General features: G+C 32.5%; 23 protein-coding genes. 8 read left to right on the top strand and 15 right to left on the bottom strand.

Going from position 1 to position 25058, the window contains the following annotated elements:
• Positions 1–24: 24 nt before the first annotated feature.
• The 5 genes from EAH81_RS01690 to EAH81_RS01670 all read right to left on the bottom strand — a co-directional run bounded on the left by EAH81_RS01690 (position 25) and on the right by EAH81_RS01670 (position 6788).
• Positions 25–2220, bottom strand: a complete 2196-nt coding sequence (locus tag EAH81_RS01690; RefSeq protein WP_140503049.1) for a hypothetical protein — start codon at positions 2218–2220, stop codon at positions 25–27.
• 4 nt (positions 2221–2224) lie between these two features.
• Entirely contained in the window at positions 2225–3280 is a 1056-nt protein-coding gene (locus tag EAH81_RS01685) for a S8 family peptidase (protein WP_140503047.1), read from the bottom strand.
• On the bottom strand, positions 3280–4167 hold the full coding sequence (locus tag EAH81_RS01680) for a glycoside hydrolase family 25 protein (protein ID WP_140503045.1): 888 nt from the start codon (positions 4165–4167) through the stop codon (positions 3280–3282). Before EAH81_RS01680 ends, EAH81_RS01685 begins: the two co-directional genes overlap by 1 nt.
• Positions 4168–4169: 2 nt before the next feature.
• Positions 4170–5753: a hypothetical protein gene (locus EAH81_RS01675; protein WP_140503042.1), complete on the bottom strand. Its 1584-nt coding sequence runs from the start codon at positions 5751–5753 to the stop codon at positions 4170–4172.
• 474 nt (positions 5754–6227) lie between these two features.
• Positions 6228–6788: a hypothetical protein gene (locus tag EAH81_RS01670; protein WP_140503040.1), complete on the bottom strand. Its 561-nt coding sequence runs from the start codon at positions 6786–6788 to the stop codon at positions 6228–6230.
• A 281-nt stretch (positions 6789–7069) separates the two neighbouring features.
• Here EAH81_RS01670 and EAH81_RS01665 point away from each other — a divergent pair, with 281 nt between their 5' ends.
• Positions 7070–7480: a helix-turn-helix domain-containing protein gene (locus EAH81_RS01665; RefSeq protein ID WP_140503038.1), complete on the top strand. Its 411-nt coding sequence runs from the start codon at positions 7070–7072 to the stop codon at positions 7478–7480.
• A gap of 146 nt (positions 7481–7626) precedes the next feature.
• Positions 7627–8616: a hypothetical protein gene (locus EAH81_RS01660; protein WP_140503036.1), complete on the top strand. Its 990-nt coding sequence runs from the start codon at positions 7627–7629 to the stop codon at positions 8614–8616.
• A gap of 25 nt (positions 8617–8641) precedes the next feature.
• Here EAH81_RS01660 and EAH81_RS01655 read toward each other — a convergent pair whose 3' ends face one another.
• From EAH81_RS01655 to EAH81_RS27625, 4 genes are all read right to left on the bottom strand, one after another.
• On the bottom strand, positions 8642–9475 hold the full coding sequence (locus tag EAH81_RS01655; protein WP_206669068.1) for a hypothetical protein: 834 nt from the start codon (positions 9473–9475) through the stop codon (positions 8642–8644).
• Between the two features lie 543 nt (positions 9476–10018).
• The gene (locus tag EAH81_RS01650; protein WP_140503034.1) at positions 10019–10213 is read right to left on the bottom strand and encodes a hypothetical protein; all 195 of its coding nucleotides are present in this window, start codon (positions 10211–10213) and stop codon (positions 10019–10021) included.
• A 709-nt stretch (positions 10214–10922) separates the two neighbouring features.
• Positions 10923–11429: a PRC-barrel domain-containing protein gene (locus tag EAH81_RS01645; RefSeq protein ID WP_140503032.1), complete on the bottom strand. Its 507-nt coding sequence runs from the start codon at positions 11427–11429 to the stop codon at positions 10923–10925.
• 94 nt (positions 11430–11523) lie between these two features.
• Entirely contained in the window at positions 11524–11676 is a 153-nt protein-coding gene (locus EAH81_RS27625) for a hypothetical protein (protein ID WP_170214114.1), read from the bottom strand.
• A 409-nt stretch (positions 11677–12085) separates the two neighbouring features.
• Between EAH81_RS27625 and EAH81_RS01640 the strand changes: the two genes are divergently transcribed.
• Together EAH81_RS01640 and EAH81_RS01635 are read left to right on the top strand one after the other, a co-directional pair.
• Positions 12086–12775: a VIT family protein gene (locus tag EAH81_RS01640; RefSeq protein WP_140503030.1), complete on the top strand. Its 690-nt coding sequence runs from the start codon at positions 12086–12088 to the stop codon at positions 12773–12775.
• 108 nt (positions 12776–12883) lie between these two features.
• Complete coding sequence (locus tag EAH81_RS01635) at positions 12884–13363, top strand: hypothetical protein (protein WP_140503028.1); 480 nt, start codon at positions 12884–12886, stop codon at positions 13361–13363.
• A 54-nt stretch (positions 13364–13417) separates the two neighbouring features.
• On the opposite strand, the gene EAH81_RS01630 is transcribed toward EAH81_RS01635, so the two are convergent.
• The 6 genes from EAH81_RS01630 to EAH81_RS01605 all read right to left on the bottom strand — a co-directional run bounded on the left by EAH81_RS01630 (position 13418) and on the right by EAH81_RS01605 (position 19413).
• Positions 13418–14116 (bottom strand): DUF1826 domain-containing protein, encoded by a 699-nt coding sequence (locus tag EAH81_RS01630; RefSeq protein WP_140503026.1) that lies wholly within the window; start codon positions 14114–14116, stop codon positions 13418–13420.
• A 63-nt stretch (positions 14117–14179) separates the two neighbouring features.
• The gene (locus EAH81_RS01625; RefSeq protein ID WP_140503023.1) at positions 14180–15166 is read right to left on the bottom strand and encodes a HupE/UreJ family protein; all 987 of its coding nucleotides are present in this window, start codon (positions 15164–15166) and stop codon (positions 14180–14182) included.
• Complete coding sequence (locus tag EAH81_RS01620; protein WP_140503021.1) at positions 15163–16020, bottom strand: peptidyl-prolyl cis-trans isomerase; 858 nt, start codon at positions 16018–16020, stop codon at positions 15163–15165. Before EAH81_RS01620 ends, EAH81_RS01625 begins: the two co-directional genes overlap by 4 nt.
• A 61-nt stretch (positions 16021–16081) precedes the next feature.
• The gene (locus tag EAH81_RS01615; RefSeq protein ID WP_140503019.1) at positions 16082–17953 is read right to left on the bottom strand and encodes a DUF3604 domain-containing protein; all 1872 of its coding nucleotides are present in this window, start codon (positions 17951–17953) and stop codon (positions 16082–16084) included.
• A 257-nt stretch (positions 17954–18210) separates the two neighbouring features.
• A complete protein-coding gene (locus EAH81_RS01610; protein WP_140503017.1) occupies positions 18211–18630 on the bottom strand; it encodes a VOC family protein in 420 nt (139 codons plus the stop codon).
• A 33-nt stretch (positions 18631–18663) separates the two neighbouring features.
• Entirely contained in the window at positions 18664–19413 is a 750-nt protein-coding gene (locus EAH81_RS01605) for a DUF6597 domain-containing transcriptional factor (protein ID WP_140503015.1), read from the bottom strand.
• A gap of 706 nt (positions 19414–20119) precedes the next feature.
• On the opposite strand from EAH81_RS01605, the gene EAH81_RS01600 reads away from it, so the two are divergent.
• The 4 genes from EAH81_RS01600 to EAH81_RS27335 all read left to right on the top strand — a co-directional run bounded on the left by EAH81_RS01600 (position 20120) and on the right by EAH81_RS27335 (position 25024).
• On the top strand, positions 20120–20881 hold the full coding sequence (locus tag EAH81_RS01600; RefSeq protein WP_140503013.1) for a LytR/AlgR family response regulator transcription factor: 762 nt from the start codon (positions 20120–20122) through the stop codon (positions 20879–20881).
• A 50-nt stretch (positions 20882–20931) separates the two neighbouring features.
• Complete coding sequence (locus EAH81_RS01595; RefSeq protein WP_140503010.1) at positions 20932–23823, top strand: PAS domain S-box protein; 2892 nt, start codon at positions 20932–20934, stop codon at positions 23821–23823.
• Entirely contained in the window at positions 23820–24230 is a 411-nt protein-coding gene (locus EAH81_RS01590; protein WP_140503008.1) for a response regulator, read from the top strand. The genes EAH81_RS01595 and EAH81_RS01590 overlap by 4 nt, the downstream gene beginning before the upstream one ends.
• Positions 24231–24847: 617 nt before the next feature.
• The gene (locus tag EAH81_RS27335) at positions 24848–25024 is read left to right on the top strand and encodes a hypothetical protein (RefSeq protein ID WP_161595776.1); all 177 of its coding nucleotides are present in this window, start codon (positions 24848–24850) and stop codon (positions 25022–25024) included.
• The last annotated feature ends 34 nt before the right edge of the window (positions 25025–25058 follow it).

Here is a 25058-nt window from a genome sequence, read left to right as displayed (position 1 = left end):
TTAATTTATTCACCTCTTTCTTCATTATTCTATAGGTCTAACCTTGTTATGATTCATTAAATTGAAAAAAGGAATATCAACCGCTAAAAACATATTCCATCTCCATGAAGGATTTCCAACCACAGTAGTACCGTCTACATTAATTTTGGAAAGACCTGGTCCGTACTGACCACCAACACCAAAAGATAAAGGCAAATCCCATGGAAAACCATAAACAAGATATCCACCAGGGCAAAATATTTGCCCTAATTCAATTTTGTACTCTTTTACTATTACAGGTTCTGTTGAACCATTGCTATCTGTTTTATCTTCTTTTTCAAGTTTATAATCTACTATGGCACCAATATCAAGGAGTGGAGCAAAGATGCTTAATGCTCCTCCACGCTTCCAACTCAAAAAACCCGGTGTCCATGATATACCGATGGGTGCTATAACTCCAAATTTGTCTGTCCATGCTGATGGAATAGTAGTAGATGAAGAACTAAAATTGTAATATGCCCCTAAATAGGATTGTATAGAAACATTACCCCAATTTTCTGTATATTTTTTTATAGTTGAACTTCCAACAGGAAGCATTGCATTATCTAAAGCTGCTTTAATTTGCTCTTCTGTTTTTGCTTCGACTGTATTACCCATGAAAAGCGCATAAGGTCTAACTTTTTCGACAAATATAAATAAACTATCAAGATTAGTTTTTTTGTCAATCCCTACAGCAGTATTACTTTTTACGAGATCATGAATGTTCTTTAATATGTCTACAGCATCATTAACAGCTTGTGTATATTTTTCACTATAAATATCTTTATATAAAGCATTTGATTTCTTTGCTATTAATAGATAATTATCAGACAGTAATTCTGTATTGAATATTTTGGCAATGTTTTGACTATACTCGATCATGTCGATTGATACATTAACATAATTGTAAATATCATCGTTAGAAAGTTTTTCTTTTTTTAAGTCTTTTGCTTTTAAATTTGCTAAAGTTTCATTAACCTTAGCTCCTAAAGTTATCATTTCTGTAACCTTAGATTTGAATATCAATAGGTCATCTTTTTGTACTGCTAACACATTCTTAGCAAAATCTAAATTGGACTTACCAAGATAGAATATGATTTTTTCTTTTTCGCACTGTTGGTATATTAAGCCCATATAGATTTTAAAAAACACTTTGTCTTTTAGCATCTCTTGTGCTTGCTTCATTGTTATCCATATTTTATTTTTGGTAGTATCAGGTTCTCTTAAACTTTCTGAAAAAATTGCTCCCAATTTAACAGATGCTCCTAAATTCTTAAACGCTTTTGAGTAATTAGACGCGGTATCATTTATTGTTTCAAATTCTTCAAATTGAGAAAAATCTTTAATAATGTCAGCAGCAGTAGCCTCATTTGACTCTAGAGTATGGATAAGATTTATTGACCGAATTGCTACTCTAACTTCTGGAAAATTTTCAAAAAGTTTTTGATATTTCGGCAATTGAAGTACATCGTCCAGATGATAGGTAATCTGTTTAATATCTTCAAAAAAACTGTTCCTCAACGCAGGCAACATTTGTGGATAAGTATACGTGAGAAGGTTGGCTAAATTATCTGTTGTTTTAGGAAACAATATTTTAAACTCGGGGTTTTTATCCGCAAACTTTCTAAACCTGTTAAAAAACGCAATGGTTAGTTCCTGTTTGGCTCGTTCAATCATAAGGTCTGAAATGGCATTTGCGTATTTGGTTACATCGAGACCGCCGATGTTCGTCACACTTGATAAATTATTATCTGTAAATAACTTACCACCTCCTTCTTTTCTACTTTCAATTTCAAATCCATTAAAAAAAGGATTTTTTGATAGTATTTCTGATATGCTATTTGGTGCGGTATTTTCATTTATTTCTGGAAAATACCTTTTTAAAATAGTAAATAAAGTATCTATTTTTTTTTGATCTATAATTAATAAGGCATTTTTAATTTCTTTTCTTTGATTTTGAATTTTTTTATAGTCTTCATTCGTAAGGATATTAGTTTGATTTTTGTGGTCATTTATTTGTTTATCAATTGAGGCTTCTAATAWTATTAAAGAATCTTCAGTTTTACTAGTTATTTTTGAAGGTTTGAAGGTTTTATTTACCAAGCGATTATTTAGGTATTTTGCATCATAATAAATATTTTGGCTCTTTATACTATTAATTGTAATAAATGAAATTAACAATAAAAATATTATTTTTCTCATAATGTTATCTTTTAAATATTAAAAATGGATTTTGTAATTGTTCAGCAGAAGTCAAGTTTTCAATGTAATTATCTAAAATTTTAATGCAAGCTAGGGGCGTGATATCCATTGAACCTTTAAGTTTTAGGCTAGATTTAATAAGTGCTAAATTTCCCGTAACCAATGCTGATGCGAAACTACTTCCTTTAGCATCGCTATAAGTATCGAATATATCTGTTGACTTGAAAGGAAATTGAGGAACAATATATTTGATATGCGAATTGATGTCACTTATTTTCCGAGAATCTAAATCTTTTGATTCTAAAGACCCTACGGCAATAACATTACTATTTAAAGCGGGATAAAATATTTTTTTATCAAAAACTCCAGGTCCATCTTGACCAGCAGCAACCCAAATAATACCTTTTGCTTTGTTTGAAGATAAAATACTTTCAAACCTAGATTTATCTAATGGAGCAAACGAAAAACTGCAGTTAATAATATCAGGTTGTTGGTCAACTATCCAATTGAGTGCATTAAAAACGGAATCACTATCAGAAATACTAAACTCATTACCTATCTTAGCGATAAGGAGAGATACATTTGTTGCGATGCCCTTCATTTTGAAATCCTCACAGATTCCTGCTGCAATTATACCAGAAACAAAAGTTCCATGGCTATCTCTTGAATTGTCTTCAAAATCTTTATTACTATCAACAAAATTCGCCCCTGTTATTTTGGTTTTTGCAAAAGCTTCGTGTCTAAATAAACCACTATCAAGAATTCCTACAGTTATTCCTTGACCATTTGTTTTTTTTGTCTCTTGTGGTAATAATGATAAAATGTTATAGTCAATAATTTGACTTTTGCTGAACAATAATTGCTCTTCACTTAACCACTTCTCATTCGCCCAACCGTCATTTATTTTATGCCAAACTCCCAAGATATTTTCATGTTGCTCCGTACTTTCATGAATAGAATCTTTTAGAATAACCTCTCCTATATTACTTTTATTCGCAAAATCAATAACAGGAGTTATGCGGACGTTCAGTTTATTTGCTAATACTTTAAATTGTGCCATCAGAATAAGCTTTTGTCTTTAATAATATTAATATCCAGTTTTCCATTGGTTCCTATTATACCATCTTCCCTGTATTGCCACATTGCCCAATCGTTCCAACCAACGGGCAATTCGACTTTGTTACAGTCTTTTAATGTGTAGCGGGATATCCATAATTTGTATTTACCTAAATCGTGTGTAGCCGGAAGTTTTCTGTCTAAATATTCTTTACGGCTATAAATCATGCATTCCTTTCCCGATTCATTAATTCTGGTAATAAAATGGTTTATCCACTTTTCATAGTCATTTGCATTAAGTGGTGTATCCCAGCTTTTTTGGTTTTCTAAGTCAAGAACCAATGGTAGATTTGAATTTGTGATACCGGACATTAGTCGTATTGCTTCCTCTGCTTCTGCAATTGCATCGCTAATTATAATACCACCATTTCTTGTATCAGGTCTGCAGAAATGATAATATCCAATGTTTAATCCAAATTGTTTTGCTTTTAATGCATTTTGTGAAGCCATTTTATCAGGAGTTCCTACTCCTTCTGAAAGCTTTATGTAGACACTGGTGACACCACAATTCTTAATTCCCTGCCAATCGGGAATTATATTATGATGAGAAATATCAATTCCTACCCTATACGGATTTGGAAGATTAATAGGCAAATCCGGAACTTTTATAGTAATCCCCAATGGTATATCTAAAACCAATAAGCCACCAGCCCAATAATAATAGCCATCACTGTCTTCATACCAATCACCAAGTATATTTGAAATTTGTTTACTGCCTTCAAACAATTTTCCCTTTAAAATAGTTCCAACTATATTTGATTTATCATTAAAATCAGTTATTGGACCTGTTCGCTTATTTAATTTATTTACGATTACTTTTAACTGTGCCATAATTAACCAACAGCCTCCTCACCTGAATTATTATTGATTGTTACCGGACTTGTACTGTTAGAATTTGAACCGGTTCCGTTTGGTTTTCCTCCTGTCGAATCAGGATCTGTAGTTGGAGAAGCTTTAGATCCAACACCGCGAACACTGATTAATTTGCTAAGCATATCAAACCAAAACGGAGCACCCAAAGTGATGGCTAATGCTGTTATAAGCCAACCTATAATAGTTTCCCATCCGCCTACCTGATAGGTACTAGATTGTAACCAGTGAGCTTTTTGTATTATATGGCATCGTTTGCTTAAAACGGTCATTTTATTTAAAGTATCTCTGAACGTTGTCAGGCTATCAGGACTCTTTTTTTTCAATTTTTCACTTACCGAATCCTTATCTTTTTTTAGCTTTTTAATATCTGCATTCAGTTTGTCCACATTATCTTTAAAAGCCGGAATAATTAGTAATGAATCTTTTGTTTTTATTTGTTTTTTGTAAGTATCAATTATTGCTAAAGAAGAATCAATCGATGCAATTTTATTTCTTAAAACGATCATGTTTTTCTTTACTTCTAATGCTTCTTTATCACATTTAAAATACTTTTCACAAGTAGCACAAGAATCCTTCCAGGGTCTTCCTAACCCCATAATACTCTCAGCTTTTTGGGAATCTGCAGCTACCAAATTGTATGTTTTTTGAAGATCTGCCTGATTTTGTGGCAGCGTTCCGTTTCGAATATTATCAACAGCTCCGGCATAATTTCCCTGATCCTTAATCGCCATTTGAACAAGCTGTTCCCTCGCAGTTTTATCTTTGCTAAGAATTCGATGAATCGCAATTGCGTCCACATTAAAACTACAAGCCATTATCAAACCAATAACAAACAACAAAACTCTGGTATATCTTCTATACCAGCCTGTTGTTCTCTCCATTGTATCGTTGAACCATTGTTCCAGTTTTGCTTTAAATAAATCAAGATCCCCACCTGATTCCTGCCAAAGTGATCTTAGAAAAAGAGCCGTATTGGGATTTATATCAACCGTTTCAGAACCAGTAGCTGTATTAGCTCCTTGAAGATTATTTTCTTTAATTAATATCTTAAAAGCTGGATTCGATTTATCATCCTGAGCATTACTGCTGCTAATGGGTAATTTGTAAATTGTACCATTAGTTATCGATTGATTGATGGTTTGGATTGTTTGCGATTCCGGCTGATTGAAGCCTTTTAATAAATCGATAATTACTTTCGAAAAGTTGGCCGCTGTCAAATAAGCCGGCTTGCTGTAGTAGTTATCTTCTGCCAGATATTTAATTAATGGATGTGAATAAAACCAAACTGCTACTTTCTTGTTTTTAAGTATATTGACCACGCCAAACAAATGAAGTATTCCATATATTCTATCATCAATAAAAGAGGACCATCCTACACTTGTTTTACCATCTTCCAACATTCTGAGAATGGCTTTCTCCAGTAGTTTTGCTCTAAAAGAAAATCTTACGGCAATCATTTCCTGAACTATCGTTGCCAAAAGGCTATACAGTAAGAAGATGAAAGTAAGTCCGATAAAAACATCGAGGGCTACATTATTTATCATATCGGGGCTATTTAGATATTTATAAATGTTAACTTTTGTGCATGCATCCGGAATTGTAAAACAAACCTGATTAATAGTATTTGTTCAACTAAATGAAAATATGTCAAAAAAATGCCGAATTCAGTACTCTTTTTTAAATAATTATCAAACAGAAAAATTAATCTAAATTACTAAATATCAAACAATTAACACAGATCTAAATTAAAAAAAGAAAACCATATATCAGACCGTAAAAACACCTGATTTTTATAAAAATAAATAACTTGTTAAAAGTCCTCAACCAAAAAAGGTCGTAACGCACCGGAATACAGACCTTTTTTCTAAATCGTTAAGCTTAAAATAAATCTTACATAATAAATAAAAAACACAATTTAAATAATCTTCCAAAACAAGATTTATAATTTATGATAGTCGAAAGAAAATCGATGTTGAGGTTTTCATAATATCGTTTTTAAAGTTTGGATAAGGGATGTTTTATGCAATTACGGCAACAATCTGATTTGTTTTTTTGATTTTCTCCACGCCTCTTTCCTTGATTAGTTCTACGGCATCGAGCATTTTGATTAAGTGAATATAAGGCGTCGTTAGGTCAGATTCAGGATCTCCGGCAAAAGGAGACAACGAAAGCTCCACGATTAGACTTAGAAATGATTCAAATTCTTCAAGCGTTTTTTCGGCAAATGCTTTCTGAAATACCATAAAAGGATTGTCGTATTCTTGTTTTGTCAAAGATGAAAAAGGAAACACGGTTTCAGAACGCAAGGAATCTTTTACTTTCCATTTTTTGCTTTTCTGTTGCAGGCAATAACAGACTTTAAGAAAAGAATTGACAGCAGTATAAAATACAAAAACATTGCTGGGGTTCTCCTGATTATAAACCTTTGTTTTATAGCTATAAATTACCGCTTCGGTTAAATTTTGTTTATAATAATCAAGATCTGCAAAAGCAAAAAATGCATTAATAGCCTTAAATGGATTTCCCGCCACAAATCCTGCCCAAAAGCTAGTTTCGAAGGATATTTTACTCTTTTTCATAGTACGAAGATTTAAAATTCTCAAGCGAAATTCTATTCTTTGCAAAGGATAATCTATTCGGAATCCTGTATAATACTGATTGTATATTCAATATAGTCCAATTGTATTGTACTATTTTCATATTACATCGGCATTATACCAGAGAACATTGGAGCAAAATATAAGTGGTATAATATTCTGACAAAATAAATGTTTTACGGGATATTTTTTTATCTTTGAAATTCAAGGTTTTTAATCCAAATGGGGTTATCTTTGAGCCTCTAGAAAAATTGATATTCATTATGGAACAGAAAATACATCAGGGAAGAAACGTAAAACGCTTCAGAGAAATGCTTGGAATCAAACAAGAAGCATTGGCTTTTGATCTGGGAAATGAATGGAATCAAAAGAAAATTTCTGTGCTCGAGCAAAAAGATGTAATTGAAGATAATTTGCTGAAACAAATCTCAGATGCAATGAAAATTCCAGTTGAAGCTTTTCAGAATTTTGATGAAGAACATGCTGTGAGTGTAATTTCTAATACATTTACAAGTAATGATGCATCAACATTAAATGCAATTAACCCACACTGTACATTTAATCCAATTGATAAAATTGTTCAATTGTATGAAGAAAAAATTGCTTTGTACGAGCGTCTGTTGAAAGAGAAAGATGAAATGATGGTGAGGCTTGAAAAATTAATTGGAAAATAATTATTTATAGAAGATATATTAATTTAAAATCATTTCATTAAAACTAAGTCAAATATATATAAAACTCGTCCATTACAACCAAAAGAATAATTTGATAAAAACGGCATTTAATTATTTAATTTTGTGCGAATTTCAATCTAATAAAAATGGCCTTTGAGAATTATAAAGAGAATAAGCGTAAAATCTTAGAAATTGGTATTCCTAATTCAATAATTTTTGATTACGAAAACGATAGTTTACGCAAGGTTTATGATCAGTATTTTCTCTGGTGTGAAGAAAATCTGAGAGATTATAGCAATAGGTTCAAATTAGGACCATGCTATTTTTTTTATTGGAATACTTCAGAAGCTAATGCTGGAGCAGCGACCGATGGAAAAAATTCTTTTATAAGGTTTTCTAAAGGTTACATGGAACAATTACATGAAAGAGTTGGTACTAAAAATAAGTTTTTTAAAAACAGTAAGTTTACGGGTTACCATAACTTACAAAGTGGTATTAGTGATAGTCTTGAATATCTGTTGTTTCAATGCTCTACAATTTTTACATTTTATCATGAATTTGCACATTGTGTTCAAAAGCAATCAAGTAGTTTAAATGAACGACCGGAGAAYAGATCTTATTCCCTTTATCATCATGTTTGTGAATATGATGCAGATTTGAATGGTGCGCAATTTGTAAGTATGTATATGCAACAATATTATACAGATATGTTGCCGTCCGCAATAAAAAATGAAAAAAATTTCAAGCGACTGATGTATATGGGGATTTCTAGTATAGTAATTACCTTTTTACTTTTTTTAAATGGTGAATTTGATTCAGATAAATTAGAAGATACTAGTACAACGTTTTACACCAAAGCAAGTACTCACCCACATACATATGTTAGGCTATATTATGTAATAAATCACTATGTCAAAAATGCGAAAGCGAATGGAGTCAAAATCGATTTTCAAGATACTTTTAATAGTGTAAATGTTTTATGTAATGAGTTTTTCAACGGTACTGACATCCTTAAAGATTTTATTACAGGAATAAAAAACCATTTTGATGAAATAAGAAAGTATGAAATGGAGCTTTATCAAGCATCACTAAATAGCCCATTTTGTATCCGACATAAAGTAAAATTGTTTATGTAGTTGCGGATTCTTAATTATAAACATTTTAATTACTGATATCTAATTCTTTAGCTAAATTAGTTATCATTTCAATCACTTTCATTTTCAAGTCTTGTATTGCTTCTTCATTAGTATCTACAATTATTCCATTTTTTGTTTTTCCATTTCTATGTACTAAATCATGACGTTGAAATACATATTTAAAAACTTCTTTAATAGAAGGAAATTTAATTTCAAAAGTGTCTTCATACATTTCTTTAATAACAGGTAAATTATGATAAATAGTGTCAAGCATTATTTTTTTGGCAGTTTCCTCGAGCCTGTCTGTTTCCTCAAATATTTCTCGTAGCTCAAATTTACGTTGTTTGAATTCAGGATGGGTTTTAATGAAATTTTTGAAATAATTGTCATTATCAAAAATTAAATTTATAAATACATCAGAAAGAAAAGATTCCATTGTTCCAATTATACCAATAAAAACTTGTCTGTTTAATATCTTTTTTTGATTTGGTTCTTCTATTTTAATTGCAAGCAAAGACATCAAATTGTCAATTTCTTCATGGAATTTTTTTAAGAAATTTTTGTCATTAGTAATAGCTTCGAATTGAAAGTCATAGTCAAATTCATTATCTAATTCCCAAGGTTCTAAATAGACTCGTTTACCATCTTGTAGACGGTTTATTTTTTGAATAATTTGTTTTGGCGAATTTCCAAATAATTCGAATCTGTAATTATAAATTATTCCATCTTCACTTTCGTCAGTTTCAATTTGATAATCTAGCTCATTTAATTCTTCATAAGATATCCCAAGAATTTTCGCAAGTGTAAATTCCGTTGCATTTTCTTGCATATCTATAAGCCAATCTTTCATTTTTCCCATTATAAAATATTTATTATTAAAAAATTGCTATTTTAAATCACATATAATTCTTGTAATTAAGCGGTTTGTAATTTAATAAACTTTTTTTTTGCTTAACGCAAATATGAAATATAAAGGTAACTCCCTACGCAGATTTATAAAACATCTGCTGTTATAGTTTTTTATTTTTATTGCTTTTTTGGTTGTTCGCCATATTCTAATAAGTCAATATGTATTGAAGTTGATTTATAATTTCCTGTTCTCATACTTTCAATAAATTCATCTTTAGAAATCCCCAGCTCCCGCACGAATCCTTTCGTGTGGTTATGGGTTAATTAGCAACAATTAATTCTAAATTAAATGAGTGGAAATTATAAATCTCATAATCCTGAGGGCTTGTATGCTTATAGTGATGCTATTGATTATTTAGATCAAAAGTGGACTTATTGACGATGTTGTGATTTTTAGAATGTTTAATGTTTAGCTGTTATGTCCACACGAAAGGATTCGTGCGGTAGCAAGCTATTACCCAAATCCGTTGTAGTAGCTCTTATAGGCAGGTTTTTAATTTAAAATTTCTCTCAACCAAATTTTTATTTCTTCATTTGGGCAAGGATATTTTACAGAATCTTTATTTATTCTGTTTTTTGAAATTCGAGTAGTAAGCCCTAATTCTCTTTTAACATCTGCAATCCAACAAGTTTTAATAGTTTTGTTAAATTGTTTTTTGTAAAGTTCTTGAATTGTTTTGTAAGTCATTTTTAATAGTTTTATTGGTTAGAAATTAATATATAACTTAATTTTTTAATAATAAAAACCACCAAGTTTATTTAACAATAATTTGATTATTCTAATTTATCTCTATTTATGACCCGCTCCCGCACGAATCCTTTCGTGTGGTTATGGGTCAATTAGCAACAATTAATTCTAAATTAAAAATGAGTGGCAATTATAAATCTCATAATCCTGAGGGTTTGTATGCTTATAATTTCAAATTTGCGCTATCTGGTCTAGTTATTCTACAAAATAAGCAAAAAATGATTCATTCCGTAGGAATGTTTGCTCGGTAGAATTAATTTGAATTACAGTTATACGTTCCGTAGGAACGTTTGATTAACGCGTTAGATGTGTTATTTCTGTAAAAGCAGGTGTCCTTACAGGACACAACTCAAAACGATATTATTTTTTTTCTACCGCTCAGATATTCCTACGGAATATTAAAAAATGTTATGAAACACGATAGCGCGTATTTGCAACCCCTGTCCACAACTCGAGATAAGTATTTATTATTACAGGAACAGGTACGGAAAGAATTTCCGCACTATCGTTGCGCATATTCGCGCGATCAGGACTCCTTTCAGTAACAGACATAAAAAAAAATCCCATCTTAAAAATGGGATTTTTTTATACCGTTTTACCAATTTAATATATCAAAATACAACTTGAATGTAAAGTAAAATCAGCAATACTAGTGGTTGTCAAATTCCCTGCGGTTGTAAAAAGCGTCATCGTCACTATCATAATTAGGATCATTTTCCGGATAGTAAGACTTCATAACTCTTCTTTCATATTCTCTGTCAAAATTATTTTGTGTGTTGTATCTGCTTGTGTTTCTAAAGGTATCATATCCTATACTGTTTGCCATTACAGTTTTGGTGTCTTTATTTATGTTTACAGATCCTATTGGTATGATAATATGGCTGTCGCCTTCTTTATAGATAAACTCCTTTCCGTTGTCGTTTGCAATAACATCACGAACCTCATTGTGGTGGTCGTCTAGTAATCCTTTGTCTAGTTTAACATCCAGATAAACCACGCGCTTCATATCTTTATTAACCCAGAGATTATCAATTTTGCCTATGGTGTGGTTTTCAGCGTCTACGATCTTCCATCCTCTTACGTCAGAATAATCAGAAGCAATTTTATAATTAGATAGTTCGTCCAGTTTGTATAAGTTTTTGTCTTTATTTTCCATATTTTTTTATATAAAAATTATATTATTTTTTCTGCCGGATAGAATTGCAGGAAACTAAAGTTGATATTAGTCTGCTATATCCAGTTATAGTTTCTTATTGTGCACTTGTGTTTTCAATTTCTGTGCTGCTTTCGGTGTGAGTTTCATGATCTGTAAAATAGATGTAGTATATAAGTCCTCCAATTATGAGCAATACTACAATCAATAGCCACATCGGTTTCTTTTTTTCAATTTTAATCTCTGCCATAACTTAGTTTTTTTGAGTAAATAATAGTTTTTAAAATACTAATTAAAGATACAAATGAGAATATGTTCTAAAGTATTTAATTTCAGCAGGATGTTACACAATTCCCAGTAGATTGATTTGGAGAATCATTTTATTTTTTGAATAAGTGAAGATTAATTTGTGACAGATATTTCTCTTTTCGGACCGTTAGAGCGCGATTAATTAGATTTAAAAAATATCCACTTTAAATTTAGAATCATTCTACTTTTTTTACTTCATCAGCTCGCAGATTTTACAGTAACTTTATTCTGTAAACAAATAAAATTCAGCACAATAATCTACAAAAAACGAAAATTCCCTACAAGAAATCTGAAAGAGATAAATGAAAAAATGAACGGGAAATAAAATTGTAAATAACGCAAGAAAGTCTATGAAAGCAGAAAATCATTATATCAATAGAAGCGGGTGGCTAAGGGCTGCTGTACTGGGAGCAAATGACGGAATTCTTTCTACTACAAGTTTAGTTATTGGGGTTGCAGCGGCAAGCGTAACCAGAGAACCTATTTTATTGGCAGCTGTTGCCGGATTAGTCGCCGGTGCGCTCTCTATGGCAGCAGGAGAATATGTGTCAGTAAGTTCACAATCTGATATAGAATCTGCTGATTTAAAAAGAGAAAAATTTGCACTTGATACCATGCCCGAAGCAGAACTTGAGGAACTAGCAGATATTTATGTCCAAAGAGGGCTAAATAAAACATTGGCAAAACAGGTCGCCAGCGAATTAATGGCTCAGGATGCCCTTGAAGCTCATGCGAGAGATGAACTGGGAATTAATGAAATCTCGCAAGCCAATCCTTTGACAGCTGCTTTTGCATCTGCAATATCCTTTATTATAGGAGGTTTGCTTCCGCTTTTGGTTGCTATTTTTGCTCCCATAAATGACATGGTTTTCTATCAATATGGTTTTTCTATACTCTTTTTAGCTTTTTCAGGAATACTGGCAGCCAAAGCAGGTGGCTCTAATGTCAGGAAAGCCGTTTTGCGCATCTGTATTTGGGGAACTTTTGCAATGGCAATCTCGGCTTTAGTTGGATATATTTTTGGAGTTCAAACTACTTAAAAATCAATATAAAACACAAACCATAGATAATCAATAACTTATATCATAAATAAATTTTCGGCACGTTTGTTGTTTTATCCAAAATATAAATGAATAAAAAATAACATTATGAAAACTATCAAATATTTTTTGATTGGAATATTATTCCTTTCATTTAGTTATACGCAGGCACAGGTTTCGGTAAATGTAAATATAGGAACTCCTCCTGCCTGGGGACCTGCCGGTTATACAGATGTACGTTACTACTATCTGCCTGATCTTGAAACCTATTATGATGTAAGCACATCAAATTATGTTTATTTGAATAATGGAAGATGGGTACGAGCAAGATCACTTCCTTCTGTTTATAGAAATTATGATCTTTATAACGAATACAAAGTTGTATTGAATGATTATCGAGGTGATCGTCCTTACGATAATTTCAAAACTCATAAAGTAAAATATGGAAAAGGTTACAAAGGAAAACCTCAAAAAACAATTGGTCAAAAACCCGGTAAAGGAAATAATAAAGAAGGAAAAGATAATGGTCATCACGATAATGGGAACCATAATGGAAACGGCAAAGGAAAAGGAAACGGGAAACATTAATGTAAAAGAGGCTCAAATTGAGCCTCTTTTTTTATCTTATTTTTATAAATATCCTTAACAAATCAACAACAACCGATATTCGCCTTCATTTTCTATTGGTGCTCTGTGAATACAAGGCAATACTTCTTGTTTTGGATGATCTACAGCAAGTCGCCAAAGATGTCCTAATCCTAAATTAACAGGTTCTGCATCGTCATGTATCTGATAATGCAAATCAAAATAATTTTCCTTCAAAAAGTCTTCGAATTCTTCCTGTGGTCCATCATGCAGCTCTTTTAGCTTTGCTCGGATTTCCGGAATTAAGATTTTTTGCTCTGCTTGCAAATTAGAAACAATATCACTTGCCGCTCCGTGATAGGTACATAAAAAAGTATCTGTTGCAATGGGCGAACGATCTACATGAAACGAATATACATCAGTCGATATGAAATCAAATTCATCATCGCGATCATAACACTTCAGTAAATTAAGTGCCGGAGAAGCGCCAAAATCAGTTAATAATTGTAAATCATTTAAGATTATTTTTCGTGCTATATTTCCCTTTTCTGAGAGTTGGAGTGCGATAAGATCTTCAGGATAAACTTCGGTTATATTTTCTTTTAAACCTAGTTGAATTACAATCTCGTTAAAATCGCCATCCAAATTTCTGTACCAGCATAGTGCATTCATTTCTCCTTTGAAATCGGTATGTATAAGGTCAGAGAAAGTAGAAACGGTTCCAATTTGGCTGTTGTCAGAAAATGTCTTGCTCATAGTATAATAGTAAGAAGCTGGTTGCTTCGTGCGTTACAAAATTATGCAATAGTAGTCAGTTAATCAAAAAACATCTGAAAGCCGCTCAAAAAACCAATACATTGCAAGTGTTCCTATTATATAAGCCGGTGCTTTATAACTCCATTTAGGTAATTGAAATTTTGATAAATGCAGGACTGATAATAGCAGTAGAATTACAAACACAAATACTAATTGTCCGGTTTCAACACCTACATTAAATAAAAACAAGGCTAGCGGAATATTATTTTGCGGTAATCCAACGTCTTGTAAAGCACTGGCAAAACCAAGTCCGTGCAATAGTCCAAAAAGAAAAGAAACCAACCAGGGATAATGATAGGCAAAACCATCTTTTCCTTTGTAATGACGCAGCAGTTCTATGGCCAGAAAAACAATACTCAACGCAATGGCAGATTCGGTAAATACTGCCGATACTTTAACAATCTGCAAGGTTGCCAATGCCAATGTAATGCTGTGGGCTATTGTAAAGGCGGTTATCGTCCAGATTAGTTTTGATCTCTTTTTTACAAGCAGTATCAAACCTAAGACAAAAAGCAAATGATCAAAACCGGACCAAATATGAAATATTCCTAATTGCACATATTGCCAGACCGGTGGAGGCTGTATTTTTTTTATGTCGAGTATTACAAATGGCTGTAATGGTTTTATTAAATAGGTATAAGATACATCATTAAGAAGGGTTATTTGTACCAATACATCCGTAATTGTTTTTTCAAGTCCGTCAATTCTAATAGTTTGCCCGTCAAGTGAAACATGATTGGCGGGTACTTTCCATCTTTTGATTAAATAGGTTTCTGTATAAACTATTTGAGCTTTTGAATTTGTCATCCATCCCGCAGATATAGAGGGATATATTGGTAAACCATAATCGCCCATCAAAGGCTGTTTCCAGATTATTTCCAGAGAATGATTTTTATTCTCTTTTATTTCCAGAAAAGCAGGTCTTATCTCATGCGAATACAGGAAGTTAGATGATAATAAGACTAGGATAATTAAAAAATAGTTTCTCATTTTTTATCCAGATAAGAACGATTAATGAGATATTTTTTAGCCAGCTTATCGTATGCAATTTTATTTTGTGTTGCTTTAACGGAATCTATATAGTTTAATTTTACCTCTTCTTTAATTAACTTATATGGCATTATTCCTGTATTTCCACGGCTTGATATAAATACCAAATGCCAGCCATAACCCGATTCTACGGGCCCTAGCCATCTCTTTAAAGGTTCTTTGAATAAGAAATCTACGATTGGTTTATTTCCAAAGTTTTGCTGTACATCGACAACTGCCTGATCGACATAATCATATTGCAAAGGGAATAGATCTCCTTTTTCGTGTGCATTGGCAATTTCATGATTTTGTAATTGCTTTAAAACGATGATTGCTCTTTCTTTTGCCAAAGCAGCTGTACTATTATCGGCACTGAAATAAATATGAGAGAAAGTTACGGTGGCATCTTTCCGGAAAAGCTTTTTATGATTGTTATAAAAAAGTAGTAGATCTTCTTCTGTCGGTTCTTTGATTTCTACCAAATCTGTCTGCAAAAAATCGAATTTTTGAGAAAGTCTTCTGCGGATAATTTCATCATCGTGATCCAGTCCTAATTTTTTTGCTTCACGATACGATATTTCTTCTTTGATATATCCATCAATAAGTGCCTCTAATTCTTGTTTTGACGGAAGGCTGCCAACTTGTGTCTTATAATTTAGAATAATCTGATTTACTTTTTCTTTACTAACCGTTATCTCACGGGCTTCAATATCTTTTTTTTGCTGAAAGTAAGAAACAAATAAAAACAATAATCCACCTAAAATTATAAATTGAATCAAGGGTTCACTAAAAAAGCGTTTTATTTTAATTGCCATGAAATAAAATTAAAACATACAAAACCAAAGGGTTTTACATATTTGAAATTAATAGCTGTATTTATTTTGCAGGTGTGTACCAAACAGGACTCGTCCATGCTCTCTCCTGAATAGTGGCAGGAACAGTTTTGCTCACTGGCAAATTATGTTTTGCAGCAAGATAAGTACTCCATCTCGGGGTTGGAATTTCAAGTACTCTTGCATAGTAAGTAACATACGATTGTGGATCAAATTCTGTATCTTCCCAATAGCCCAATAAGGTTGCCGCACCAATGGTGTTGGTATAAGAACCCGCTTTAATGTCTACGGTGTTTCCAACAGAAGCCAGTTTTCCTTTGGCATCAACCTTACGGCTGCCTGCCCAAACAACATCAAATATTTTCTCCGTACTTTTTCCGTTTTTAGTACTCACTTTAATGATTTGGATGCGGTCCAGATTTCCGGAATTGGGATCTTTAATGGCCTGAACCAAAAATTTAGGTTTTTTACTATTAGTCGAAATTGGAAGATCGGCGCCCATAGGTACTCCACTGGCATAAGCCTCTTTTATCCAATTATTTTGTTTTATCAAATTATTTGAATAATCCCAACCGGCAAACAGGCGTACTTTAATGCGTACGCCGCTTGTTCCAAAACATTCTTTCTTTTTCAATGCATTAAAAATTGCATCTCTGGTATTGCTTTCTGCCCAAACGCCTGTCAATCCGCCTGCACTTAGCTTACTGGCAGGCTCTCCGCCAATAGATTCAGTAGCGGCTAGAATTGTAGCATAATCTTTTGCCAGATTATCCTGAGAAGCGTGAGATCCGGGATAATTATTTTCTTCGGTAGTTGAAAAACCGGAATGATAATCAGTTCCGCCTTCCAGTCCGTATTTAAAGGGGTTACTCCCCAATTTTTCTTGTAATTCCTGCCCTACTCCATAAGCTTGTCTAACGTAACTTCCTTTTTGGAATTTTGCTTTGGCACTGCTGCTTAATAGTATTTCAACCAGTTCGTAATTTGCAAATTCATCATTTCCTGACAAAGAAGGATGTGTTTCGCTTTGTCCTTTGCCCTGAGCGATTTCTGTCAAAGGCTCATTGTTCATTCTTCTGTCTGCGTATTCTTTGGTAAGTGGTTTTCCTTTTAATGTTTTGGTATCAAACATAAGTCCATTGCTAAGGTTTCCGTTATGAGGAACAGCAATAACATCATCTCCTGTTTTTCTGGCATTTTCTAAATAAGTCCATAAATCTTCCGGATCGTCTGAATCAAAAGAGGAAAATGGTTTGTCCGGAACCTTTTCTCCTTTAAAAATTACACATCGATGCAAGTTTTGTGAATGTTTGTTGGCATCTGATGGCATTGAAGTCCATTCGTAACCAACAAACGTCGTAAACTTTCCAGGTTTATTGTATTTGCTGGCAGCTTCAATAATGCGTTGCCACGAACTTTTGATTACTTTTTCGTTGTTTAATTCGGGCGCTGGTTTATTGGCAACAACACCAACCATAAAATCTGCATAAGCTTTCGCCACATCTTTTTGATCTTTGCTGTTGTAAAGTTTATTCCGATCTGTGCCTGCATAAGGACCGTTTGGATCTTTTATTGCTGCAATTACGCCAAGATATTCAGAGTGATCGGTTACGGCCAAGAAATCAAGTGGGGCAATACGTTTTATTTTCTGTCCCATATAAGTTACTTCCTCGCCCATCGCAAATTTATAAGAATCTTCAGGAAGTGCAGTAGTACCAATCATATTGGCATCTGGTGATAATGAAGTATGCAAATGAAGGTCTCCAAAAAAACAATCTTTTAATGGATTTTCGGCAATCTCATCAATTTCAGCAGTTTTTTGGGCTTTATCAACCGTAACATCTTTTGATGAATCTTTTCCTCCACAACTTGTTATTAGTAATAACACAAGTCCTGCCTGAATTATTTTTCTCATAATACAAATTTTTAATTCATAATATAAAACCTCAATAAAGTTAAACAATTATTTAATAACCAAACACTTACTTATGAAGTTAATAAACTTTAATTGATGTGTATACATTATATCCACCATAATAATTTACATAATAGACTACTTCTACATTATCGGTAATGACTCAAGAATATGAAAAAACAATGGCGAAATTTAAAATTCACAAACAACTGTTAGGCAAAATTTGTTATTTATTTTTAGCAAAATCCTTTTCGTCTTCAATTAAATGATCGTCCCATTTCTCTTTTGGTAAAGTCAGAATATAATTCAATTAAATTGTTCTCAGGGTCTCTAAAATGTGCCACTCTAATTCCCCAAGCTGTCATATCTTTTGGCTCAGTTAAAAAATTTACGCCTTTACCTTGTAATAAACTGTACGTTTCATTTACGCTGTCTACTTGCAGAATGATTGCAATTTTGTCTTGCAATATTTCATTTTTATTTGCGTCTGCGTTGTTGATTGCACTACTCATTAGTTCTGCTTTAAACAGAGCAAGTCCCGATGGATGGCCAATATTGAAACTGGCAAAATTGTCGCCAGGTTTTCCCCAAGAGCATTCCAAACCAAGAATGTCGTTGTAAAAAGTGAAGCACTTATCAAAGTTGTGCACTAAAAGTCTGATGTTACTGAATTTCATTTTGCTTTTTTTATATGGATTAATGATGCAAAACTACTTTTCTGTCATTGTTGCCAATTGTAAAAATCGGTCGTTTTTGTTTTCAAAAAGTTCAGTTGGATTGTTTCCCGTATGTTTTTTCAAATCTTTTATAAAATGTGATTGGTCAAAATAATTTTGTTCGGGATAAAGTTGCCCTTTTTTGATGTGCCTGAATGAGGCGAAACATTTTAAAATTTTGCAGTACGATTTTAAAGGAATACCAAATCTATCTTTGAAATAACGGTTGATTTGTCGGCTTGTCCAAAAAACCTGTTGCGAATATTGTTCTACTGTATGTTCACCATTTGTTTGATACAACAAGTTGAAAAGACTTTTTTTTCGGCTGTCAATACCTTTTTGACTACCCAAAATTGAAAGCATAATTTTATTCAATTCTTCTGTTACAATTTCTAAATCCTTAAATGAGGTTTTATCAAATTCCCAAAAATCGTTATCCTTAATTTGTTCGCTATCGCAAAACGATGAAATCTTTTGTTGTAAAATGTAGTCAACCGCCAATAATTTAAAACGAATTCCAAAAAGCTGTCTGTTTGGTGCAATAGAAACTTCAACTTGTTTCGTCCAAAGTCCTGTTAGTGAAATTTCTTCCTGTTCGTAGTTGTCAAAGGATATGATAAGGTCAAAACAGCCGTCCGGCAAAATTGTAAAGTCTAGTTGTTGAGTTGTAGAATTATCAAACCACCAATAATTCTTAACGAAATCGCTTAATAATGTGTCGGGGTCAAATTCTTTATAAATCATTTAATTTGTCTGTCAGCTTTTTATTGTACTTATATCCCTAAAATCGCACATAATTATAACCCGCGCCTTTATAACGCATCTCTAATATTTAATAGCCGTATGTAGTTTAAGGTTTTACAATACTACAAAAAAAATCGATAGTTGGTTTCCTAAAAAAGACTGCTCTATTGAAACATTCCTATTTTTATTGGTTGCAATTTATTGCATTCTAATAACTATATCTAACATTTTTTACAATCTATAAACAACTACATAACAGCAAATTACATACTTAATTTGTAAGATTTATTAGAAATTATATAAATTGATTTTTAATCAAAATAGTATATTTGATATTATCGATTGTTTCATATTTAATTGTTCACTTATTTAATAATAGAAGATCGTTCAGTGCCTTTTGTTCGCTTGCTTAAAGAATTTTGATACTACTTCTGGTAAAGTGACCAGCTAATATGTAGACAAGTCCGAAATTCGTAAATAAATCATTAAAATACACACTAGCGTCATATACGCTACACTTATACTTATTAAGGCTCATTTATTACTTGTGATCAAATTTTGTATCTCATAATAAAAGTATTTCTTTTATTTATATTTTAGAACTTACTATTTTTAATTGAAATAAAGCCTTAAAAATCAATAGATTAAGAAATATTTTAAATCAATTAATTTACGGTTTGAATTTCCAAACCACCAATATAAGATTATGAATCCTGTTAATGCTATAATCATATCTGGGGAAAAAGAGACGTTGCTCATTCTGAAAAAATTTGAAGAAGAGAATGCTATGATTTTGGAAATAATTGGCGATGCAGGCTGTATAAGTACCGGAACCATAATTATAAAAGCAAAAAAACCTGACCTTATCTTTCTGGATGTTGAACTTAAGGACGATCTTTTTTTTGAAATGCTTGAACAACTGGATTTCAGCATTCCGAAACTCGTATTTATATCCGCACAAAAGGATTACGCCATTAAGGCTTTTAAACACAATGCGATTGATTTTTTGTTGAAACCAATAGATTTTAATGCAATCATTTTAGCCATTTATAAAGTAATCAAAAGAAGAGAAATGGAACGCTCTTATCAGGATCATAAAATCAATAGCATTAATCTCCTAAATTCTTCGAATCAATCAAATGATTATGTAGCAGTAGCGTTTTTAGAAAAAATAGAACTAATACCTACTGCAGAAATTATTTTTTGCAAAGCAGACGGAAAATATACTGTTTTTGTCCTTTTAAACGGCACTAAGGTAATGTCAAGCAGAAACCTGGGAGAATACAGTGCTATTTTAGACCATAATTATTTTTTTAGAATACATCATTCCTATATTATCAATCTGCGTCATATCGTTAAAATTTCAAAAAAAGATGGCTATTTCTGTGAGTTTTCAAATGGAGCAATTTTACCGGTTGCCAAAAGACGGCAAGAGGACTTTAACAAATTTATTAAACTTAAAGAATAAAAAAGCTTGCTGCTTTAAGTAATTGCAAATAATATAGCATCAACATTCTTATGAAAACAAAAATATTAATTGCCGAGCAAGATCCTGCTGATATTAAGGCTATTCTACACGAATTGAAGGATGCCTATAGTTCTTTTATTGTCGAAATTGTTTACTCTGAAAAGGAATATGAATCGGCGATTTACAACTTCAAACCTGACATTATTCTTTCTAATTATTCTTTCCCTTCCTTCAACGGGATGGCTCTTTTTACATTGAAGCAAAAAATGGCGCCAACTATACCTTTCATTTTTGTTACACAAACCATTGCTGTAGAAAAGGCCATAAAACTTATAAAAATCGGAGTACGTGACGTGGTACTAAAGGCAAACCTGAATACGTTAGCAAGAAAAGTTAAAATTGCGCTGCAGGAATACAAACAAGCCGGTGAAAATTTTCAAAGAACTGAAAATGTAATTATTGATAACGAACAATGGGATACTTTCAAAATTGCAAATTCAGACGTATTAAAAATAACAGACAAACAACTCCAAAAAGACAGTTTGTTACAAAAATTTATAGTTGTTGACAATGAGAGCAACACTTTTAAGGACGAGCGAACTTTGACAACGTTTAAACAGAATAGTAAAGAAGAAGAAGAAACCACTGAAATGATTAGACCTGCAATAAAGGAAAACAAAAAAGCTACAGAAAAGATTGATACTCAAATTTCTTGTCAGGAGCAATTACATAATCTTACCAAAATTCTGGATTTTTCAATGGAACTGATTTATTCCTGTGATGAAGAAGGTAGATTTTTGGCTGTAAACAAAGCATCAGAATACATTTTAGGTTACCAAAACGAAGATTTAATTGGAAAGAAATGTATGGATTTTATTTCCCATGAAGATACTCATGATGTGCTAAATGCGAATTTTAACACTGATATTCAAGAAAATACGTCTAATAAAGTGTTTATACGTAAAGACGGAAGTAAAGTCCGCATGCTTTTGTCTGCTGTCCGGGATGACGTGCATAAGGTGACCTACTTCATAGGCAGAGTTATTACTGAGAAAAAAAACATCCAAAAAGCTTTTGAAACAGAAAGACAGCGGTTCTGTAATTTATTTTCTCAGGCACCCTCCTGTATGGGAATTTTAAAAGGTCCCGATCATATTTTTGAATTGGCAAATGAACTCTATTTACAATTAATCGGCAAAAAAAATATTATAGGCAAAACGGTAAAAGAAGTATTACCGGAACTTGAAACACAAGGGATTTTTGAATTTTTGGATACGGTTTATAAAACAGGTGAAACATTTGCAGCCAGTGAAATGTTAGTCAAATTCGACCGTCATGGAAACGGAAAGCTAGTTGATGTTTATTTAAATTTCATTTATCAGGCCAATAGGGATTCTGATAACAATATTGATGGTATCCTTGTCTTTGCCAATGACGTAACGGAGCAAGTCGTGTCCCGGAAAAAAATCGAAGAAAGAGAGAAAATGTACCGGGATTTAATCCACAAATTACCAGTTGCTACTTATTCCTGCGATCGCGAAGGACGAATAACAATCTATAATAAGGCCGCGGTAGCTTTATGGGGCAGAGAACCGAAAATTGGAAAAGATTTATGGTACGATTCATGGAACATGCACCATAATATAAATGACACAGAACCTCGGAGCTTATGTTCTCTCGCCGAAGCACTAACAGAAGATGCATCAAATCTTACAAGAGAAATCATTATCGAACGCCCCAACGGAGAAAAGCGCAATGTTCTGCCCTACCCTGTTCCGTTTCGCAATGCTAAAGGTCAAATAACCGGAGCCGTTATTGTGCTTGCTGATATTACAGAAATGAAATTGGCGCAAAAACAACTGAAAAAAAGTGAAAAGAAATACAGGTATCTCTTTGATAACAATCCAATGCCTATGTGGATTATAGATTTAGTAACCTTTAAATTTCTGGCCGTAAATAAGATAGCTATTGCTCATTATGGATACAGCCGTGAGGAATTTCTTTCGATGACTGCTTTAGATATACGCCCTAATGACGATAAAAATCATTTCATAAAATACAGCGATTCTTCAGAAATTAACAAATCAAATTACAATAGGGGAAAATGGAATCATATCAGAAAGGATGGCTCCGTTTTTCCTGTTGAAATTATTGCGCATGATATTATCTATGAAGGATCGCCGGCGAGATTAATTCTTTCCAATGACATCACTGACCGCACAAAAGCCGAAATAAATCTGGAAAAAAGAAATAGAGAACTTCTCAAAACCAATTCAGAACTGGATAAATTCGTATACAGTGTATCTCATGATTTACGTTCTCCCCTAACTTCCATTCTGGGTCTGCTCTCTTTTATTGAGACAGAAAGCCAGGAACCCGATACCATTAGTCATGCCGAAATGATACGATCTAGTGTCAATCGTCTTGATGACTTTATTAAAAATATTTTAAACTACTCGCGAAACAACCGTACCGGACTTGAAGTAGAACAGATTCCGCTTCATAAAACGGTAGCTGACATCATAAATTCACTTCAAAGCACGAGAGATGCCAAAGGAATTCATTACAAAATTGAAATCACAGAAGAGCAACCGTTTTATACTGACAAGCTGCGTTTTAATACTATCTTAGAAAATCTGATCTCAAATGCCATAAAATACCAGAAAAAGGAAGAAATTGGCCGGTATATCAAAATAACCGGATATTCAGATCCTGAAAATCTTCATCTCAGCATCGCCGATAACGGGATTGGTATAGATAAGGAATATCATCAAAAAATATATGAAATGTTTTTTCGGCTTTCAGGCAAAAAAAATGGCTCTGGTATCGGTTTGTATATTGTAAAAGACACCGTAGAAATATTGCAGGGTTCAATAGATATAAAGTCAGATAAAGGAACAGGGACTACGTTTATTCTCACACTAAAAAATTTGAAACCATGATTACACCAGCAACAACAAAATTTCAAACCGTAATGATAATTGATGATAACGGCATAGATCTCTACATTGCATCACGTATTATCACTCAAAATAATTTTGCGAAAAAAGTTTTACTTTATACCGCAGCAGAAGAGGCCATGAAATACTTGCAAGACAACCAGGAGCATATCCCCGAATTGCCTCAGATTATATTTGTGGATATTTATATGCCGTTAATGTCTGGATTTGAATTTATGGAAGCATTTGACAAGCTATCCGTTATTTTAAAAAATCATTGCCGGGTCTATATTATATCATCAACAATTGACGATGAAGACATCTTGCGATCCAGCAGTAATTATAATGTAGTTGCCTTTCACGTTAAACCACTTACCAAAGAATTTCTTGACCGGATTATCCAGGAATAATTACTATTTTAAAATTTAATTAAAATACAGTTAATACCTATCCTTATAACTGTATCAATAAGAATCATGTATAATTTTATTCAGAATTCGCTGATTTTAAAAAACAGTTATACGCTATACCTCTCACTTATTACTTCTCACTTTCAATTCAAAAGTCATTCCTCTTAATTTGTATAAATGTTAACAGAATCTCCTGTCATTGTACCAATTTTTTATCACGTAATGCTACTATAATATTGAAAAAACTCGCCCACTATCCCAATAGCCCATTCATTAAATCTCCTTGATTTAGTGTACCTGATTAACTAAGCGTTGCCTATTAACGCTCAATGTTCTTTGTATTATAACCGCTGCAGCTGACTGGGATACGATAGAATCGTAAATAAAATAGCCGCGTAAATTTCAAATCCTGCTTGTTTTCAAGATGTATTTTTTTCTTCTTTTAGAAATCAATGCACATGGTGATTCTATAAAAATAATGGAAAATTATATAATTTTTGATTAAAAAATTTTAAATAATTTTATTAGTATTATAACTACAATCAGAAGATGCATAAATTTTACAATGTTGTTAATTAGCAAGTTACCATAAATTTAATCTTAATAAATCTTTAAAATTGAAAAAAAAAATTAGCCTCGTATTTTTCTTAATCTCCTATTTTTCTTTTGCTCAGGGCCCACCACCACCCGGTCTTCCTGATGAACCTGAGCCAGTTCCTATAAATCAGGAAATTGGTTTGTTGTTTATGGCTGGCATTGCTTTGGGAGTATATGTAATCAATAAGAAAAAATAAGTATGATCTGTTTTATACAAATAGTTAACCTAAA

The organism is Flavobacterium pectinovorum, assembly GCF_006438875.1.
In the GTDB taxonomy this organism is placed as follows: domain Bacteria; phylum Bacteroidota; class Bacteroidia; order Flavobacteriales; family Flavobacteriaceae; genus Flavobacterium; species Flavobacterium pectinovorum_A.
This window is presented reverse-complemented; position numbering and strand designations above follow the sequence as displayed.

Bases quoted from the DNA above. Each gene is read 5' to 3' on its own strand.
- EAH81_RS27625 (WP_170214114.1), bottom strand. From the start codon at position 11,676: ATGGCAGAGATTAAAATTGAAAAAAAGAAACCGATGTGGCTATTGATT.
- EAH81_RS01615 (WP_140503019.1), bottom strand. From the start codon at position 17,953: ATGAGAAAAATAATTCAGGCAGGACTTGTGTTATTACTAATAACAAGT.
- EAH81_RS01610 (WP_140503017.1), bottom strand. From the start codon at position 18,630: ATGAAATTCAGTAACATCAGACTTTTAGTGCACAACTTTGATAAGTGC.
- EAH81_RS01635 (WP_140503028.1), top strand. From the start codon at position 12,884: ATGAAAACTATCAAATATTTTTTGATTGGAATATTATTCCTTTCATTT.
- EAH81_RS01650 (WP_140503034.1), bottom strand. From the start codon at position 10,213: ATGACTTACAAAACAATTCAAGAACTTTACAAAAAACAATTTAACAAA.
- EAH81_RS01640 (WP_140503030.1), top strand. From the start codon at position 12,086: ATGAAAGCAGAAAATCATTATATCAATAGAAGCGGGTGGCTAAGGGCT.
- EAH81_RS01620 (WP_140503021.1), bottom strand. From the start codon at position 16,020: ATGGCAATTAAAATAAAACGCTTTTTTAGTGAACCCTTGATTCAATTT.
- EAH81_RS01685 (WP_140503047.1), bottom strand. From the start codon at position 3,280: ATGGCACAATTTAAAGTATTAGCAAATAAACTGAACGTCCGCATAACT.
- EAH81_RS01630 (WP_140503026.1), bottom strand. From the start codon at position 14,116: ATGAGCAAGACATTTTCTGACAACAGCCAAATTGGAACCGTTTCTACT.
- EAH81_RS01605 (WP_140503015.1), bottom strand. From the start codon at position 19,413: ATGATTTATAAAGAATTTGACCCCGACACATTATTAAGCGATTTCGTT.
- EAH81_RS01675 (WP_140503042.1), bottom strand. From the start codon at position 5,753: ATGATAAATAATGTAGCCCTCGATGTTTTTATCGGACTTACTTTCATC.
- EAH81_RS01590 (WP_140503008.1), top strand. From the start codon at position 23,820: ATGATTACACCAGCAACAACAAAATTTCAAACCGTAATGATAATTGAT.
- EAH81_RS01595 (WP_140503010.1), top strand. From the start codon at position 20,932: ATGAAAACAAAAATATTAATTGCCGAGCAAGATCCTGCTGATATTAAG.
- EAH81_RS01625 (WP_140503023.1), bottom strand. From the start codon at position 15,166: ATGAGAAACTATTTTTTAATTATCCTAGTCTTATTATCATCTAACTTC.
- EAH81_RS01645 (WP_140503032.1), bottom strand. From the start codon at position 11,429: ATGGAAAATAAAGACAAAAACTTATACAAACTGGACGAACTATCTAAT.
- EAH81_RS01600 (WP_140503013.1), top strand. From the start codon at position 20,120: ATGAATCCTGTTAATGCTATAATCATATCTGGGGAAAAAGAGACGTTG.
- EAH81_RS01670 (WP_140503040.1), bottom strand. From the start codon at position 6,788: ATGAAAAAGAGTAAAATATCCTTCGAAACTAGCTTTTGGGCAGGATTT.
- EAH81_RS01665 (WP_140503038.1), top strand. From the start codon at position 7,070: ATGGAACAGAAAATACATCAGGGAAGAAACGTAAAACGCTTCAGAGAA.
- EAH81_RS01655 (WP_206669068.1), bottom strand. From the start codon at position 9,475: ATGGGAAAAATGAAAGATTGGCTTATAGATATGCAAGAAAATGCAACG.
- EAH81_RS01680 (WP_140503045.1), bottom strand. From the start codon at position 4,167: ATGGCACAGTTAAAAGTAATCGTAAATAAATTAAATAAGCGAACAGGT.